Raw genomic sequence first — 16,778 nt, 5'->3', positions numbered from 1 at the left:
AAAAAGGTGAAGAATAATTCGCGAAATAAGAAGAACCTGAAGAAATCATGCTTGACGATATCGACAGGCGCATCCTGCGCATCTTTCAGGCCGAACCCAGCCTGACCACAGCCGAACTGGCCGAACGATGCCGGATCAGCGCGGGCGTGTGCTGGCGACGGATCGAGAAGATGCAGGCGGCGGGCATCATCGAGGGGCAAGAGGCCGTGATCGACTGGGCCGCATTGGGCTATGCGGTTGAGGTTTCCTTGCGGATTACGCTGGACAAGACGCAACCGCGCGCCTTTGACGAGTTTACCGAAGCCGCGCGGGACGTGTCGGAGGTGATCGAGATCCAGACCTTCCTGGGGCGTGTTGACGTGCGCCTGTCTGTGCTGGCGCGTGACATGACACATTATCAACAGGTGTATCGTGACCGCATTCTGACCCTGCCACACATCGCGGATATCGAGGCGCTGATGCATATCGCGCGTGTCAAACGCGATGAGGTGTTGCCGGTATGATCGAATTGGATGAGGTCGACCGCAAAATCCTGCGCGCGCTTGCACAGGATGTGACACAAAGCGCTGGTGCGTTGGGGCGCCGCTTTGGGCTGTCGCAGCCCGCAACCTGGCGGCGTATTCGCAGGTTGGAACAGGCCGGGGTGATCAAAGGGCGCAGGCTGCGTCTGAATGCCGAAGCGCTGGGGTTTGGGGTAACCGTGTTTCTGGGCGTCAAGCTTGGCCGCAAAGGGCAGATCAGCCTGGAAGATTTCGAACGCGCCGTCAGCGCCATCCCCGAGGTTCAGACCGTTGAGCACGTGTTGGGGCTCTATGATTACCGATTGCGGGTTGTGGCGCGGGATCTGGCCGATTTCGAGCGCGTCCTGCGCCGCCGGATCATGACACTGCCTGGTGCCGGCGACGTTGAGGCAAATGTTCTGCTCAGCGAAGAGCGCTTGCCGGGCCCGATCGGTGATCAGTACTTCGACCGGATACAATACCCAGGATGATGGGTCAGGCGGGCGAACGTCATAGGCTGGCCGTCTTTCCACGTCGTGCGTTCCAATTGGATCATCGACGTTCCGGTCGTGGTGCCCATGAACTCGGCCAGGCGGCCATCGGCGGAAATGGCGGAAAAGGCGATTTCGGCTTCGGTAAAGGGGGCTGCGTTCAACAGCCATTCATGGGGGCCGGAATGGTTCAGATCCGCCGTTTCGATTTCAGGAACCGTTTCAATTACCACCCAGCGTTCTTCCAGCTGGAAGGGGCGGTTGTCCGCGTAATGCATGCAAACGATATGTAGAACGCGTGCGTCCGGATCGACATTCAACTGCGACGTCAGCCAGCGTGGGCTTGAAACCACATTCCGCTCGACCAGCGCATAGCGATAGTCCGAGTTCTGTTGTTCGACGGCCTGGCGCGCCAGGGAAATCTCAAGCTTGGCTTGTTTTCTGGGTTCTTTTTTGACCCGTGTGCCGCTTTTGCGTTTGCGTTCGACAAATCCCTGATCGGACAGTTCGCGCAAAGCCCGGTTGACAGTGGCGCGAGCGCAGCTGAACTCTTCGGCCAGCTGAGTTTCGGTCGGTAGTAAAGAACCTTGTGGCCAAACTCGGGTTTCGATCCGTCGTTTGACCTCGTCCCGGACAACTTGAAAACTGATCCGTCTTTGTTCAGTCACGAATTCAAGACCTCTTCTATTAAAAAGTGAGTGCATATGCTCAGAAACACGCAATGGTGTAAAGGGAGGGTGACTCTGTTTAGCGTCACTTCTTCTCGACTGTTCTGATTTGCTAGCACAAGAAACCGTAAATTTAGCGGTGACTTTACGGAGAAACGCAGCAGATTTGGAACGCTTTACCTTGCGTTCAACAGCGTGCAGAAAGGGGCAAGCCAAGGAAAGGACAAAGCATGCCCGCGCTATTGGATAATGTCGATCCCACCGGTCTGGAAGAGTTTTCGGTTGTCTTCACGGATCGCTCTCTCAACCACATGTCGCAAAATTTTCAAGAGGTTATGCGCGATATCTCGTCCATGCTGCGCGAGGTGTACAAAGCGGATGCAGTCGCCATCGTACCCGGAGGCGGCACCTACGGGATGGAAGCTGTCGCCCGCCAATTTGCCAAAGGAGCCAACGTCTTGGTGGTTCGCAATGGTTGGTTTTCCTACCGGTGGAGCCAAATTATCGAATCCGGCGGGTTAACGGCGTCGGCGACGGTGATGAAGGCGCGGGAAACCGGGAATTCAAGCCCGTCGCCATTTGCGCCCGCGCCAATCGAAGAGGTGGTTGCAACAATTCGCGAGCAACGCCCGGATATCGTTTTTGCGCCGCATGTCGAAACCTCGGCGGGATTGATCCTGCCTGACGACTACGTGGCTCAAATGGCGGCTGCTGCACATGAGGTCGGCGCGTTGATGGTGCTGGATTGCATCGCCTCAGGCTGTGCCTGGGTGGACATGAAGGCAACCGGCGTAGACGTCCTGATCTCGGCCCCGCAAAAGGGGTGGAGCGCGTCTCCTTGTGCCGGTTTGGTCATGCTGTCCAAGCGAGCCGAGGCGCGGTTGGCCGAGACAACCTCGGACAGTTTTGCGGTGGATCTGAAAAAGTGGCGTCAGATCATGCAGGCCTATGAAGAAGGCGGCCATGCCTATCACGCCACGATGCCAACCGATGCGCTGCGCGCCTTTCGCGACACGATGCAGGAAACCCGCGCTTACGGGTTCGAAAAGCTGCGTCAGGCCCAGTGGGCCTTGGGCGATGGCGTACGGGCGATGCTGCGCGACAAAGGGATCGTTTCGGTCGCGGCAGATGGATTTGGCGCGCCGGGCGTCGTGGTCAGCTATACAGCGGATCCCGAGGTGCAGAACGGTAAGAAATTCGCAGCTTTGGGCATGCAGATCGCAGCAGGCGTGCCGTTGCAATGTGATGAGCCCGCAGGGTTCAGCACGTTCCGCCTTGGCCTGTTTGGTCTGGATAAGCTGTATGATGTCGATGGCACCATTGCCCGGCTAAAGCGGGTGCTGGATCAGGTTCTGTAAGGGCAGCGCCTCAGCGCATTCCAAGACCCATCTGCATCAGCGTTTTGCGCACCGGTGGCAGGGAATAAAGTACATTCAGACCCATCGCCCGCGCATCACGCAGCGGACGCGCCTCGATCATCGAGGCGCGGTTCAACAGATCGATACCTTTGACGCGCAGCTCGATCTCGGAATGGCGGGCTTTGTGATAGGCGTCCAGCATGGCTGCATCGCCCAGCCCCTCGGGGTGGGCCTGCGCCAATTCCAGCAGACAGCGCAGATCGCCCAGGGACATATTTAGCCCCTGTGCACCGATAGGCGGGACCACATGCGCCGCTTCGGCCATCAGGGCCAGACGTTCACCGGACAAGCGCTCAGCCGATTGGCTGATGATCGGCCAGATTGTGCGCCGCGAGGCCAGTTTCAGTGGTCCGAACAATCCGCAGGATCGTTCGGTCATCGCCGCCTCGAAGGCCTCTGGTTCCAGGTTCAACAGTTCCACTGCACGGGGGCCACGTTCCATCCAGACAATTGCGGAGGACGGCTGCCCTTGCCAGTCTGGCAGGGGCACAAGGGTAAACGGCCCGCCTGAGCGGTGGATCTCGGTCGAGACATTGTCATGCGGGATCGGGTGGGTGACCGCAAAGGCCAGCGCTTTCTGGCCATAGCGCGTGGTGCGGGTGGCGATCCCAGCGGCTTCGCGCATCGGCGAGTTTCGCCCGTCAGCAGCAATGACCAGTTTGCAGTGGATGCGGCTTCCGTCGCTTAGGCCGACGCGCGCCTCATTGGTGCGGGTGAACAGGTTGACTGTGCCCGTGCCGGGGCGAAAATCCACGTTGGGCAGATCGGCCAGCCGGGCCACCATCTCGCGCCGCAAAAGCCAGTTGGGCAGGTTCCATCCAAAGGGCTTGTCCGAGACATCCGAAGCATTGAAATCGCGTACCACGCGGGGTTCTGGCACATCACCGCCCGCATCCACGATTCGCATGATCTGCAAGGGCGCGGCATCGGCGGCCAGCCGGTCCCAAAGCCCGCAGTGTTCAAGCAGGGTTTGGGCAGGTTGCAGAAAGGCGGTGCTGCGCAGGTCTGACCCGTCCACATCGCGTTCGGTGATCGGAGGGGTCGGATCGACGCATATAACGTCAAAGCCAGCCGTGCCAAAGGCTGCCGCGGCTGTCAGGCCTGCGATTCCGCCGCCAGAAATAAGGATGTCACAGCTGTCACTCATGGGCATGTCTCCGTTCCCGCAGACCTTAGTGCCGCCGGGTAGGGCGTGCCAAGCGACATCCTGTCTCGTGCGTCATCCGCGTGAGATGAGGACCAGGATCAGGAACATGACCGGCACCATCAGAAGCGCGGGAATATAGAGCCCGGGCAGACCGAACAACAGGATCGAACAGCCCCACATGCTAAAGATCGCTGCGGCGGTGTAATAAAGATCCTCGGGCTGTGCATTGGCGGCATCCCGGGCCATCCAGCCAAACAGGGGCACTGCAAACAAAACGCGCTGCCACAAGGGCAAGCGCTGCGGCATCTCTAGCGCAGTCATTGGGGTCTCCGATTCTGTTCGTCGCTAGGCTGGATATGGGGCGAATGCTGAGACTGCGAAACGCACAGATCGTCGCAGTGTGACAGCCTATCGCAGGCGGCCCAGAAAAGCGGTCAGGTCATCGGTGTGGTGATGAATATGGTCGGCCTCATGCGGGTCAGGCGCGACGTGCACGGTGCGCATTCCCATCTGATGCGGCGCAGCCAGATTGCGGGGGTCATCCTCGAACATCGCGGCCTTTTGCGCCTCGATTCCGTCCTGCGCAAAGATCGCCTCGAACGCGGCCTTTTCAGGCTTGGGGCGATAGCCCGCATGTTCGACACCATAGATCGCGTCAAACAGCCCATCCAGCCCGCGCGCCGCCAAAACACGCTCGGCATAGGGCGCTGATCCGTTAGTGTAGACAATGCGACGCCCGGGCAGGGCGCGGATATGGCCGGCCAAGGTGGTGTCGGGCTCCATATGGCTCATGTCTACCTGATGCACCGCATGCAGATAGGGATCAGGATCCAGATCATGTTCTGCCATCAGCCCTGCCAGCGTGGTGCCGTATTCACGCCAGTAATGCGACCGCAGCCTATCGGCCTCAGGGCGGTCGACGCCGATCGCCTGCACCACATAATCCGTCATCAGCACCTCGATCTGATCGAACAGACGCATATGCGGTGGGTAGAGCGTATTGTCGAGGTCGAACACCCATTGGGTGACATGAGAAAAAGCCGGTTTCACCATGGTTCGGGTTTAGGCCGACCGCCCGGTGTTTTCAATGCCACCCTTGATTGCCTCCCCCTGGGACGGATAGACAGGTTCGAACGAATGAATGGAAGTTGTGATGCCCCAGTCGAGACAGTCCAACAAGGACGCCTATGCTTTGATCCTCGAAGCCATTGATGTCGGCGTCTATAAACCGGGCGACCGTCTGGTCGAAAGCGAGCTGGCAGAACGGTTTGGCGTGTCGCGCACCCCGATCCGAGAGGCGTTGCAGCGGCTTGAGACGCAATCGCTGCTGGAACGCGATGGCCGGTCGCTGATCGTTGCCTCGCTGGATCACAACCAGATGGCCGAGCTTTACGTGGTGCGAAGCGAGTTGGAAGGGCTGGCCGCCGGGCTGGCCGCGCGTCATGCGACCGCCGAAGAGATCAAAGTGTTGCAGGATATGGTTGCCGAGGACGCCGCGCTGGTAGGGGATCCACCTGCGTTGTCACGGGCGAACCGTCGGTTTCATGAACAGATCCATCTGGCCTCGCACAACCGGTATCTGGTGCAACAACTGGATCTGGTGCATCGCAGTATGGCGCTGATGGCCACCACATCGCTGGCGGTGCAGGGGCGCGGCGAGATCGCATTGCGAGAGCACAAGGCCATTGTGGATGCCATCGCTGCCCGCGACGAAGAGGGTGCGGCGCGCGCGCTGAAAGACCACATTTCGGATGCCTTCATGACGCGGCTAAAACAAGATGCGGTTGATCGCGAAAAATAGCATCAGCTGACCGGAGATTCTTCTGACGCATGTCCATGTTGCGTCTTGTCCCAGAAGAACGGTTTTACCATCAATTCCCAAAGGCCTTTATAGGCGGCCAGTACACCCAACGGGTAATAAAGGATCATGGTGGGCACCCAAGGGATCAAGAAACGCCGTTGACCTGCGACAACGCCCAACGCTCCGGCTGCGATGTTTGTCAATTCGGCCAAAAGAAACAGCCCGAAAAACACCGGCAACACAGCGGGGCTTGCAACTGTTTCAAACGGGTGCGCCATCCCCAAAGCCGAAAGCCAAAACACCCAAAGCACTGGGGCCAAAAGAAACTGTCCAACCGTTCCCAAAAAGAAGGCCTGAACCCCCAGAAATTTGCGCCAACCAAGCTCTTGCAGTAGTTTTTTGGGTGACCGCATATGCACCAGATAGGTGACCATGAAGCCCTTGAGCCAGCGTGAACGCTGTTTGACCCAGGGCCAGGCGCGGAAATTGGCCTCTTCATAGGTGGTGGTTTCCACAATCTCGGTCCGGTATCCGGCGCGGCAGAGCCTGACGCCCAGATCAGCATCCTCGGTCACGTTGTGAGCATCCCACCCGCGCAGCTTCAGCAGCTTGTCGCGCTTGAAAAAGAATGTGGTGCCCCCCAACGGTACTACCAGCCCAAGCTTGGCGATCCCCGGCAGGATCACCCGAAACCAACTGCTGTATTCAATGGTAAAACAGCGCGACCGCCAATTGGTGCGGGGGTTGTAGTAATCGAGCATGCCTTGCAGGCAGACCACATCCTCGGACGCCTGGGCAAAGCGGCGCACAACGGTTTCGATCTGGTTGGGGACAGGCGCGTCCTCGGCGTCCCAAACGCCCAGGATCTCACCCCGGCAGAAATCAAGCGCATAGTTCATCGCGCGCGGTTTGGTCGTTAGCTTACCCAGCTCGGGCACCTCGACCGTTCGGATCCAATTTGGGAGCCGAACGTTGCCGAGAGTGGCGCGGGTAACCTCGTCGCGCTCTTCCAGCACCAGAACCACATCCAGCAGTGCTTTGGGATAGGTTACCCGCGACAGGCGTTGGACTAAGGCCGTCGCAATCTCACGCTCTTTATAAAGCGGGACCATGATCGATACGGTGGGCAGGCGAATGAAAGGTCGTTTTTCCGGCTCAGGTTCAGGCTCATATCGCAGCAGGTAGGTCATAAGCCCCACCAGTCTAAACATCATGAAAAGACATAGAGTCAGAATGGCCGCACCCAACAGCAGAGCCAGCCCCAGTTGAGGCAGGGAAAAACAACCTGCGCCCAGGGCGGCCAGTGCAATCACGGGCCAGATGCGGGACCGCGCGGTCCAGTTGCGACAACTGTGGGCGGGCCTGACTCGCGCCGCTGCCTTGCGGGCGAGATCTCTTTCATAAAGCCTGCGAATATTCGTCTCGATCTGGTTTGGGTCCGCCAAGACCGGGGCAACGCTATGTCCCTTTTTGCGCAACGCTTTGGACGCCTTTTTGAACAGGTCTGGGCGAGCGGTTGCGATCAGCAGAACGGGGCCCATACGCATCCAGGGTATGAGGTTATGTTCCAGCCAGAACCCGACCGGCATGACGTCGCACAGGTTCGCATCGGCCGGGGTCTGTTCCAGATCAGCAATCTGCAACCCGCTTTGATGGGACAAGGCGGCCATAACTTCTTCGCGCGCGGCCCAGCCTTCGCCAACAAGGATTTCACCCAAGGGTGCTTTCAGACGCGTTTGCAAATGTAGCGCCTTGGCAAGTTGGCCGGGTGTGATGACACCCAGTTCGACCAGAAAGGCACCGATCGGCTTGCGTTTGTCCAGGGCCGGGACCGGGGTCGCGCGTGCGAGATGCTGGAGATTTAACTCAACCATAAAAAAAGACCCTGCCGGTTTAACCTTCGGCAGGGTGCTTACTTAGGGTTAACAGCGGGTTAACAGAAACGAATCAGCTGTTAGACTGTCTCTTTCCGGGCTGCCATTGCAGCGGCAAACCGTTCGAACAGGTAGAAACTGTCCTGCGGTCCGGGCGAAGCCTCGGGGTGGTATTGCACGGAATAGACCGGGCGGTCCGACATGCGGATGCCACAGTTCGAACCGTCAAACAGCGACCTGTGGGTTTCCACTACCCCATCGGGCAGAGATTGTGCGTCCACTGCAAAGCCATGGTTCATCGAGGTGATCTCGACCTTGCCGGTTTCCAGATCCTTGACGGGGTGGTTTGCGCCATGGTGGCCGTGGTTCATCTTGACGGTCTGTCCACCCAGAGCCAGGGCCAGCATTTGATGCCCCAGACAGATGCCAAAGACGGGCAGATCGGTTGTGTCCAAGATCTCTTTGATCATGGGTACCGCGTATTCACCGGTTGCCGCCGGATCGCCCGGGCCGTTGGACAGGAACACACCGTCGGGCTCATAAGCCAATACATCGGCCGCCGTAGCTGTCGCCGGAAGAACGGTTACGTCGCACCCGGCAGAGGCCAGGCAGCGCAAAATGTTGCGCTTGGCGCCGAAATCCAAAGCGACGACCTTGTGCACAGGCGCTTCCTGCCGCTGATAGCCCTCGGGCCAGGCCCACCGCATTTCGTCCCAGCGATAGCTTTGGGCGCAGGTTACGTCTTTGGCCAGATCCATGCCTTCGAGCCCGGCAAAGCCCCGTGCCGCAGCGACCAGCGCCTCGATGTCGAAGTTGCCCTCGGGATCGTGGGCCAAGGCCACATGCGGTGCGCCTTGCTGCCGGATTGCCCGCGTCAGACGACGGGTGTCGACGCCGCCAATGGCAATCCGCCCGCGCCTTGCCAACCAAGCCTTCAATTCTTCAGCAGCACGCCAGTTTGACGGCTCGGTCGGATCCCATTTGACCACCATACCGTCCGCGACCGGATCACCGGTCTCGTCATCTTCAGGGTTTACGCCGACATTGCCGATATGCGGGAAGGTAAAGGTCACAATCTGGCCCGCATAAGACGGATCGGTCATAATCTCTTGGTACCCGGTCATCGCGGTGTTGAAGCAGAGTTCGGCCTCGGTCTGGCCTGTGGCACCAAATCCAATTCCGTAAAAGAGCGTTCCATCTGCCAAAGCCAGACATGCTGTGGGCTTGGACGGGGCGTTCTGGGCCATGGCGCGACTCTCCTATATGGTAAACCGGCGCATACCTAAGGGGGATAAGCCTTTGGGTCAAGCCTGTTCAAATTTTGGGCTATTGTTGAAAAACAATGACTTAGATATATCCGTCTCCCATTGTGCCCGCCTTTTTGTTTCGATATGGTCGGGGTTCATTTTGCCATGGGGATGGACAAACCAAATGGACATGCGATCAAGGGTAACTGCAGCCCTAAAGCAAGCTATGAAAGACAAAGAAGCCGAGCGTCTGTCGACGCTTCGCCTGATCAATGCCGCGATCAAGGATCGCGATATTGCTGCGCGGGCATCCGACAATGAAGAGGTCAAAGGGTGTGGCGATGCGGAGGTTCTTGAAATCCTTGGTAAAATGACCAAGCAGCGCAAGGAAAGTGCGCGTGCCTATGAAGAGGGCGGACGCCTGGATCTGGCCGAGCGTGAATTGCGCGAGGTCGAAGTGATTGAAGAGTTCCTGCCCAAGCAACTGGATGAAGACGAGGTTTCAAGCGCGATTCAAACTGCGATCACGGCCACGGGCGCGGGCTCAATCCGCGATATGGGCAAGGTCATGGGCGAGTTGAAAACGCGCTACACCGGTCAGATGGACTTTGGCAAAGTCGGCCCGATGGTCAAAGACCACTTGTGCGCCGCGTCCAGCAACGGGTGCTGACCTACTGCGCGGCCCCGTCGCGCAGTTTCACCGTCAATTCGTCATAAAGAGCGATCCGTTCTTCTTCGGATAAAAACGCTCCGATCTCGACCTCGCGTCCCTCTCCGATGAGGGTGACGTAATGCGGGACCGGTCCGCCTTTGGCATGCATCTCGGGCCGTGCCCAATAGCGGTTGCAAGTCCAGATCTGATCACCTTTGCGCGGATTATGATGGACCAGACGCGCCTGCGTCCCGCTGAGCGTCAGGACTTCGGAAATGCTGCGCGCGCGATAGTTCATCTCGATCGCCAACCACAGACCCAGCACGGTGATCAGCAGGAACGGTAATAACCCCCACAATATGGCAGAGCCCAGCATCGCCAGCACCGGGATCAGGCCAAACAGAAACACACCCATGACAACGCCCATCGCCCCGCGTGGCGGCAGAGAGTTATGCGGCCAAAGGCGCAGCTCTTGCTCGGTTTCAGACATGGTGTTCCAATGGTACGGCATGGGTGCAGAGATAAACCAGATCAGGCCAAAGTCGAAGGGCTTATCGTCACATCACATGGCCGACACGGGCCCAGGACAGGGCGTCATCCAGCCGATCATCACCCCAGAACACTTCGCCTTGCACAACAAAGCTGGGCGCCCCGAAAACGCCAAGCTTCACGGCTGTTTCGGTCTGCTCGACCAGGGCTTGCTCCATGTCTGCAGCGCGTGCCCTGGCCAAGACAAGCCGAGGGTCCTGTTGCGTGCGGTGCAGAGCCTCGGTCAGAGCGGCCTCGGATCCAGCCTCGACCCCATCTTCGAACCACAGCCGATATAGCGTCTGGGTAAAGCTCTTACCCCAGCCTTCGCTCATCCCCAGCAAGGCGACTTGGTTGGCCAGTTGTAGATCAGAGATCGGGTAAGGTGCGGGCAGGCTGGCATGAATGTGGTACTTTGCCGCCCGCCGTTCGATATCGCGCCACATATAGGCAGACTTCACTGGTTTACCCGCGAAGGGAACGTTCTGCTGCGCGGTCATTACGGTGCGCACGTTGAACGGTCGCCAATTCACAGATGCGTTGTTCTCTGCGCACCACTCATCCAGCCGAGAAATCGTCAGAAAGCTGTAGGTGCTGCCGATCGAGTACCAGAAGTCGAACTCAGCCATTCCAGAGCCTCCGTTCTGTTGGGGGCTCCATCATAGCCCAGAAACGCGCAATTGGCGAATGCGTGATTGCGGGCAAAGAAAAAACCCCGCCACTTGGGCGGGGTTTCCATTGGGTCAGATCGGGATCAGTGCGCGTGGCCTTTGTCCCAGTCTTCCTGCTTGGGCAGCTGCTCGAACGTGTGTTCGGGCGGCGGCGAGGGCAGGGTCCATTCCAGCGTATCCGCGTATTCATTCCAATAGTTGTTCTGGGTCACACGTGCGCCACGGAACAGAGCGTAGAACACGATGCCGAAGAACAGCAGGAACGAGGCGAAGGACACAAATGCGCCGATTGAGGATACAAAGTTCCACTGCGCAAAGGCCTCGGGGTAGTCGATATACCGACGCGGCATGCCCTGACGGCCCAGGAAATGCTGAGGGAAGAATGTCAGGTTGGCGCCGATAAAGAACATCCAGAAGTGGATCTTGCCCCAGAACTCGGAGTATTGACGCCCTGTCATCTTGCCGAAGTAGAAGTAGACCCCGGCAAAGATCGCAAACACGGCCCCCAAGCTCATCACATAGTGGAAGTGCGCGACCACATAGTAGGTGTCGTGATAGGCGCGGTCGATACCGGCCTGCGACAGAACCACACCGGTCACACCACCAACGGTGAACAGGAACAGGAAGCCAAAGGCAAACAGCATCGGAGTTTTGAACTCGATGGACCCGCCCCACATGGTGGCAATCCACGAGAAGACCTTAACGCCGGTGGGTACCGCGATGACCATCGTGGCCAGCATGAAGTAGGCCTGCTGACGCAGCGACATACCAACTGTGTACATGTGGTGCGCCCACACGACAAAGCCCAGCACGCCGATGGCGATGATCGCCCAGACCATCGGCAGATAGCCAAAGATCGGCTTGCGCGAGAAGGTCGCGATCACGTGGCTGATGATGCCAAAGCCGGGCAGGATCACGATATACACTTCCGGGTGGCCGAAGAACCACAGGATGTGCTGATACAGGATCGGGTCACCACCACCGGCCGGATCAAAGAAGGTGAAACCAAAGTTGCGGTCCATCAGCAGCATGGTGATCGCGCCCGCCAGAACCGGCAGAGACAACAGAATCAGCCACGATGTGACAAAGATCGACCAGCTGAACAGCGGCACTTTGAACAAGGTCATGCCCGGGGCACGCATGTTCAGGAAAGTGGTGATCATGTTGATCGCGCCGAGGATCGAGGAGGCGCCCGATACGTGCACGGCGAAAATCGCAAGGTCCATGGACATGCCGCCTTCGGTTGTCGAAAGCGGTGGGTAAAGAACCCAACCCACGCCTGACCCAAGCTGGTCATTGCCACCGGGGCTGAGCAGCGAGGCTACGCCGAGCGAAGTACCGGCAACATAAAGCCAGAAGGACAGGTTGTTCATCCGCGGGAACGCCATATCCGGCGCGCCGATCTGCAACGGCATGAAATAGTTGCCAAATCCGCCGAACAGAGCCGGAATGACAACAAAGAACATCATCAGAACACCGTGATAAGTGATCATCACGTTCCACAGATGTCCGTTGGGGGTACAAGGATCGGCCATGAAGCCTTCGAGGCACATATACTGTACACCGGGGTGCATCAGCTCAAGCCGCATGTAAACGGTCATCGCCACCGAGATGAACCCGGCAATCGCCGAGAAGATCAGGTAGAGAATCCCGATGTCCTTGTGGTTGGTCGACATGAACCAGCGCTGAAAGAACGAGCGCTCGTCTTCATGATCATGACCGTGAATGGCTGCGTCTGCCATTATGGGTGCCTCCTGTTGCAACGACACCGCGCAGCCAGACCTCTCCGGCGCGCGGGTTTCCCGGTGGTTTTAGATTGCGAAGGGGCGACCTTCAATGGTCGAGTTTGATCTGAATCAAGAATAATTGTCGCGGGGCAGGGCCGCAGGCTTGCGATCCCTTCCAATCTGGGGAGGAGAAGTGGGATTTCAAGCACGGCACGACATCTCTGTATTTGTTCCTTGACCGTGGGTTTCATGGACCTCAGAAAAAGAAGCAACAGAACGACCGGAGATCGTCGATGACCGCATATGACCCCGAAAACATCTTTGCCAAGATTCTACGAGGCGAAATCCCCTCAACCCGCGTTTACGAAGATGATGACACGCTTGCCTTCATGGACATCATGCCGCGCACCGACGGGCATCTGCTGGTCATTCCCAAGACACCGTGTCGCAACCTTCTGGACGCAAGCCCCGAACAGTTGGCAGCGGTCATGGCAACAACACAGAAAATGGCTTTGGCGGCAAAAGCAGCCTTTGGCGCCGATGGGGTCACCATTCAACAGTTCAACGAAGCCGCAGGCGGGCAGGAGGTCTTTCACCTGCATTTCCATGTCTTGCCTCGTCACGAGGGCCTGCCGATGCGCCCACCTGGAAATATGGGAGACATGGACGCCATCGCGAGTCATGCCGAGAAAATCCGTGCGGCGCTGAACTAACGCTTCGCTCCGTCCCAAAATTCGTTGCCAAGTTGGCGCGCAGGTCAGGTTTCTCAATGCAACGGGACCGTGGCAGAAAAACTGTCCTGTAAAAGAAAAGTGCCGTTCCGATATGGGGTCGGAACGGCACACTCGTACTCACAACACATCTCGGATCTCGTTGGGTTTTGCCCTCGATCACCGGTAACACACCACTCACTCATGAACGGTAAGTACACATTACGTGGAGTGAGGCTATTTGTGAGGAGCAAAGTGAAAAATCCCTAAATTTTACGGAAATCTGGGGTATTTCACGCTCAAACGGGAAACAGAAGTTTCAGGGGCAATCTATTGTCACCAAACTGTCGTCAGATGACGATTCGACAAACGCATATCAGAGGCTCAGTCGTCGCCAAAAACCGTCTCGAATGTCCTCTGCAGCGCGACATCAACATCTGCCATCGTCACCGGTAAGCCCAGATCGACCAGCGAGGTTACACCATGGTCTTGGATGCCGCAGGGAACGATTCCGCTGAAATGTTCCAGATCAGGTTCCACGTTGATCGAGATACCATGGAAGCTGACCCATTTACGCAATCGAATGCCAATGGCTGCGATCTTGTCTTCGGCGGGCTGGCCGTTGGCAGTCAGAGGCTTGTCTTTGCGTTGAACCCAGACGCCCACGCGTCCCTCGCGAATCTCGCCGGTCACGTTGAATTCTGCCAACGCAGAGATCACCCAATTCTCCAGCTGTTTGACAAAGCGCCGGACATCGTGGCCGCGTTTGCCCACATCCAGCATCACGTAGACAACCCGTTGTCCGGGTCCGTGATAGGTGTACTGGCCACCGCGTTTGCTTTCATAGACAGGAAAACGATCCGGGTCGGTCAGGTCTTCGCGCCGGGCCGAGGTCCCTGCGGTATAAAGCGGGGGATGTTCCAGCAACCAGATACACTCATCCGCCTCGCCAGCCGCAATTGCTGCAACGCGTGCCTCCATAAAAGCGACAGCGTCGTCATAATCGGTCAGACCATCCGAGGTTTTCCATTCCATGGGGTGTCCATAGACCGTCTTTAAGGTCGGGAAAAGGGCTCAGGCCGCTTCGGCCAGGCAACGTTGCAGAACTTGTGCATAGGTGTCCGTACCCTGTGCTCCGGTCAGCAAGTAGTTGCCGCCAAACACCATCGACGGCACACCGGAAATACCACGGCTGGTCCAGAACTGTTGTTTTTCGCGCACCGGTGCGACATGCGCGCCCGAGGTCAGGGCTTCGCGCGCTGCTTCGGGGACGAGCCCGGCAGCCTCGACCGCCTCCAGCAATACATCCGTGTCCGAAACATCGCGTTGTCGGGTGAAATAGGCGTCAAACAGAGCAAGCTTGAGCGGGTGTTGCCGCCCTTGGGTTTCCGCCCAGTCCAACAATTGATGCGCTGCAAAAGTGTTATAGATCCGGCTGCCCTCGTCGAAATTGAAGGCAAAGCCCAGCTCTTGCCCCAAAGCGGTCAACCGATCGCGCGCCTGTTGGCTCTGTTCCGGGGTCGAGCCATATTTCTCGGTGATATGTTCGCGCAGGTTCTGACCATCAGGCCCCAAATTCGGGTTCAACTCAAACGGATGCCAGCGCAACTGCGCCAACACACCTTCCTGCTGCAACGCCATATCAAGCTGACGAAACCCCACGATGCACCAGGGGCAAACAACGTCCGAGACGATATCGACCTGCAAGGTCGGGCGGGGATCTGGTGAAGACATGAGACAGTCCTGAACGTGGTGTTGTTTTGGGTGTGAGCCTTAAAGATATGAAGCCCGGACAGGAATTCAAACCACCTCGGCATTTGCCTCTTCACAATGCCCAAAACACGGTCTATACGCCCCTCTACCAAGTCAATGACAGTGCGGTCGTGGCGGAATTGGTAGACGCGCAGCGTTGAGGTCGCTGTGGGGTAACACCCGTGGAAGTTCGAGTCTTCTCGACCGCACCATTTCACATTTTGATGTGAAGTCCGCTAACAAATCAAAGATTACAGATGCTTGCTGAGTTCTGTGCGCGCTTGGGCCGTTGCGAGCGATCAGGGTTTTGGACTACGACGTGCCCAGGCAAGACGTCATCGCAGAACAGCGCGGTGGGCTTGAAGAAATCCTACGATCTGAAGGAGTTGTTCGCCTCAGTCGGCGGGCGCTTGAGTTCAAGGTCTGCACCCGCGCGCTTTAGAGAGGCAATGTGACATATCAGGGCGCATGAGCCACGTCTATTCAGTTTCGCTCGGTTTACACACACCTCAGTGCAACATCTTCCAAACAATGCGCAGTTCGGTGTCGCGGGTTGGCTTGGGCTTGTGTAAGAAAGGGCTCAAGAGCAAACCAGACCAAAGCACATGTCCCAGACCATTACCGTATTCACCACGATGAAGAACGAAGGCCCCTATATGCTGGAATGGGTCGCGTATCATCGGTCTTTGGGCGTCGACCACTTCGTGATTTTCACCAATGACTGCGAGGACGGCACCGATGAGATCGCGCGGCGCCTGCAGGCGTTGGGTGTGGCCACTCATGTGGACAACGCCGTGGGTGAGGGGGGCAACCCGCAGCACCAGATGTTGCGGCGGGCGCGGCGGCAGAAATGGGTGAAACGGGCCGATTGGCTGCTGTGTCTGGATGTGGATGAGTTCTGGAATATCCGCTGCGCTGACAACAGCTTTGGCGGGTTGATCGAGGCTGTGGAACAGAAAGCAGGGCAGCAGGTCGATGCGATCTCGTTTGCCTGGCGGCTGTTTGGCAGCTCGGGCAATGTGAGTTTCGAAGACAGACCGGTCACGCAGGCGTTTTCGCTGGGGGATAAAGAGTTTCCCTATCACTCGGGCCGGGCTTACGGGCTCAAGACCTTGTTCCGCAACAACGGCAAATTCACCCGTTTTGGGCCACATCGTCCAAAAGGGTTTGATGAAGAGGGCGCGCAGCAGATTGCCTGGTCTGATGCCGGTGGCAATCTTTATCCTGCAAGCGATGTGGGCTGGCGGGCCTGGCGGAATTTTGACCATAGTTTTGGGCGTATCCATCACTACTCGGTGCGGTCGCTGGAAGGGTTTCTTATCAAGCGAGATCGCGGGCGCACCAATCATATCAAGGTCGACCAAGGGCAATCCTATTGGCAGGATATGAATGCCAACAAGATCAGCGACAGCTCGATTATGCCCTTGGCGGAACGGGCCGCGCCCATGCTGGCCGAGTTCAAGGCGGATGTGGAGTTGAGGCGATTGCACGCGCAGGCCTGTGACTGGCATCGCGCCAAGATCTCCGAGATCAAGACACGCCCGGATTGGGTCGAATTCCGGTCCTGGCTGGCCGACAATCTGGTGTGACCG

The 16,778-nt window shown here is 57.8% G+C and carries 18 protein-coding genes and 1 tRNA gene; 8 read left to right on the top strand and 11 right to left on the bottom strand.

Annotation, left to right across the window (positions count from 1 at the left end; translation table 11 throughout):
- The first annotated feature begins 47 nt into the window (after window positions 1–47).
- Window positions 48–503, top strand: a complete 456-nt coding sequence (locus tag GOV38_RS04070) for an Lrp/AsnC family transcriptional regulator (RefSeq protein WP_171098398.1) — start codon at window positions 48–50, stop codon at window positions 501–503.
- Window positions 500–991 (top strand): Lrp/AsnC family transcriptional regulator, encoded by a 492-nt coding sequence (locus tag GOV38_RS04065; protein ID WP_171207708.1) that lies wholly within the window; start codon window positions 500–502, stop codon window positions 989–991. Before GOV38_RS04070 ends, GOV38_RS04065 begins: the two co-directional genes overlap by 4 nt.
- Here GOV38_RS04065 and GOV38_RS04060 read toward each other — a convergent pair.
- The gene (locus GOV38_RS04060) at window positions 958–1,659 is read right to left on the bottom strand and encodes a GntR family transcriptional regulator (protein ID WP_171098401.1); all 702 of its coding nucleotides are present in this window, start codon (window positions 1,657–1,659) and stop codon (window positions 958–960) included. The genes GOV38_RS04065 and GOV38_RS04060 overlap by 34 nt on opposite strands.
- Window positions 1,660–1,889: 230 nt before the next feature.
- Here GOV38_RS04060 and GOV38_RS04055 point away from each other — a divergent pair, with 230 nt between their 5' ends.
- Window positions 1,890–3,017, top strand: a complete 1,128-nt coding sequence (locus GOV38_RS04055; RefSeq protein WP_171207707.1) for an aminotransferase class V-fold PLP-dependent enzyme — start codon at window positions 1,890–1,892, stop codon at window positions 3,015–3,017.
- A gap of 10 nt (window positions 3,018–3,027) precedes the next feature.
- Here GOV38_RS04055 and GOV38_RS04050 read toward each other — a convergent pair whose 3' ends face one another.
- From GOV38_RS04050 to GOV38_RS04040, 3 genes are all read right to left on the bottom strand, one after another.
- On the bottom strand, window positions 3,028–4,224 hold the full coding sequence (locus GOV38_RS04050) for a UbiH/UbiF family hydroxylase (protein WP_171207706.1): 1,197 nt from the start codon (window positions 4,222–4,224) through the stop codon (window positions 3,028–3,030).
- 72 nt (window positions 4,225–4,296) lie between these two features.
- Window positions 4,297–4,545, bottom strand: a complete 249-nt coding sequence (locus GOV38_RS04045; protein WP_171207705.1) for a hypothetical protein — start codon at window positions 4,543–4,545, stop codon at window positions 4,297–4,299.
- A gap of 87 nt (window positions 4,546–4,632) precedes the next feature.
- Window positions 4,633–5,277, bottom strand: coding sequence for a pyrimidine 5'-nucleotidase (locus tag GOV38_RS04040; RefSeq protein WP_171207704.1), 645 nt, complete (start codon window positions 5,275–5,277; stop codon window positions 4,633–4,635).
- A gap of 100 nt (window positions 5,278–5,377) precedes the next feature.
- On the opposite strand from GOV38_RS04040, the gene GOV38_RS04035 reads away from it, so the two are divergent.
- Window positions 5,378–6,025 carry a GntR family transcriptional regulator gene (locus GOV38_RS04035; protein ID WP_171128966.1) on the top strand — a complete coding sequence of 216 codons (648 nt, stop codon included), beginning with the start codon at window positions 5,378–5,380 and terminating at the stop codon, window positions 6,023–6,025.
- 2 nt (window positions 6,026–6,027) lie between these two features.
- Here the strand turns inward: GOV38_RS04035 and GOV38_RS04030 are convergent, their stop codons facing one another.
- On the bottom strand, window positions 6,028–7,899 hold the full coding sequence (locus GOV38_RS04030; RefSeq protein WP_171207703.1) for a glycosyltransferase: 1,872 nt from the start codon (window positions 7,897–7,899) through the stop codon (window positions 6,028–6,030).
- 80 nt (window positions 7,900–7,979) lie between these two features.
- Window positions 7,980–9,146: a glutamine-hydrolyzing carbamoyl-phosphate synthase small subunit gene (carA, locus tag GOV38_RS04025; RefSeq protein WP_171207702.1), complete on the bottom strand. Its 1,167-nt coding sequence runs from the start codon at window positions 9,144–9,146 to the stop codon at window positions 7,980–7,982.
- 184 nt (window positions 9,147–9,330) lie between these two features.
- Between carA and GOV38_RS04020 the strand changes: the two genes are divergently transcribed.
- On the top strand, window positions 9,331–9,816 hold the full coding sequence (locus tag GOV38_RS04020) for a GatB/YqeY domain-containing protein (protein ID WP_171098417.1): 486 nt from the start codon (window positions 9,331–9,333) through the stop codon (window positions 9,814–9,816).
- Between the two features lies 1 nt (window position 9,817).
- Here the strand turns inward: GOV38_RS04020 and GOV38_RS04015 are convergent, their stop codons facing one another.
- From GOV38_RS04015 to ctaD, 3 genes are all read right to left on the bottom strand, one after another.
- Window positions 9,818–10,309, bottom strand: coding sequence for a DUF2244 domain-containing protein (locus GOV38_RS04015; protein WP_171207701.1), 492 nt, complete (start codon window positions 10,307–10,309; stop codon window positions 9,818–9,820).
- A gap of 46 nt (window positions 10,310–10,355) precedes the next feature.
- Window positions 10,356–10,955 carry a 2-hydroxychromene-2-carboxylate isomerase gene (locus GOV38_RS04010; protein ID WP_171098421.1) on the bottom strand — a complete coding sequence of 200 codons (600 nt, stop codon included), beginning with the start codon at window positions 10,953–10,955 and terminating at the stop codon, window positions 10,356–10,358.
- A gap of 125 nt (window positions 10,956–11,080) precedes the next feature.
- Window positions 11,081–12,739: a cytochrome c oxidase subunit I gene (gene ctaD / locus GOV38_RS04005; RefSeq protein ID WP_171098423.1), complete on the bottom strand. Its 1,659-nt coding sequence runs from the start codon at window positions 12,737–12,739 to the stop codon at window positions 11,081–11,083.
- A gap of 278 nt (window positions 12,740–13,017) precedes the next feature.
- Here ctaD and GOV38_RS04000 point away from each other — a divergent pair, with 278 nt between their 5' ends.
- Window positions 13,018–13,437, top strand: coding sequence for an HIT family protein (locus tag GOV38_RS04000; RefSeq protein WP_171207700.1), 420 nt, complete (start codon window positions 13,018–13,020; stop codon window positions 13,435–13,437).
- Window positions 13,438–13,818: 381 nt separating this feature from the next.
- Here GOV38_RS04000 and lipB read toward each other — a convergent pair whose 3' ends face one another.
- Together lipB and GOV38_RS03990 are read right to left on the bottom strand one after the other, a co-directional pair.
- Window positions 13,819–14,469, bottom strand: coding sequence for a lipoyl(octanoyl) transferase LipB (lipB, locus tag GOV38_RS03995; protein WP_171098427.1), 651 nt, complete (start codon window positions 14,467–14,469; stop codon window positions 13,819–13,821).
- Between the two features lie 39 nt (window positions 14,470–14,508).
- A complete protein-coding gene (locus GOV38_RS03990) occupies window positions 14,509–15,168 on the bottom strand; it encodes a DsbA family oxidoreductase (protein WP_171207699.1) in 660 nt (219 codons plus the stop codon).
- Between the two features lie 143 nt (window positions 15,169–15,311).
- On the opposite strand from GOV38_RS03990, the gene GOV38_RS03985 reads away from it, so the two are divergent.
- Together GOV38_RS03985 and GOV38_RS03980 are read left to right on the top strand one after the other, a co-directional pair.
- Window positions 15,312–15,398, top strand: a tRNA-Leu gene (locus GOV38_RS03985).
- Between the two features lie 393 nt (window positions 15,399–15,791).
- A complete protein-coding gene (locus GOV38_RS03980) occupies window positions 15,792–16,775 on the top strand; it encodes a glycosyltransferase family 2 protein (protein ID WP_171207698.1) in 984 nt (327 codons plus the stop codon).
- The last annotated feature ends 3 nt before the right edge of the window (window positions 16,776–16,778 follow it).

It is taken from the genome of Ruegeria sp. HKCCA5839, assembly GCF_013035585.1.
GTDB lineage: Bacteria > Pseudomonadota > Alphaproteobacteria > Rhodobacterales > Rhodobacteraceae > Ruegeria.
This window is presented reverse-complemented; position numbering and strand designations above follow the sequence as displayed.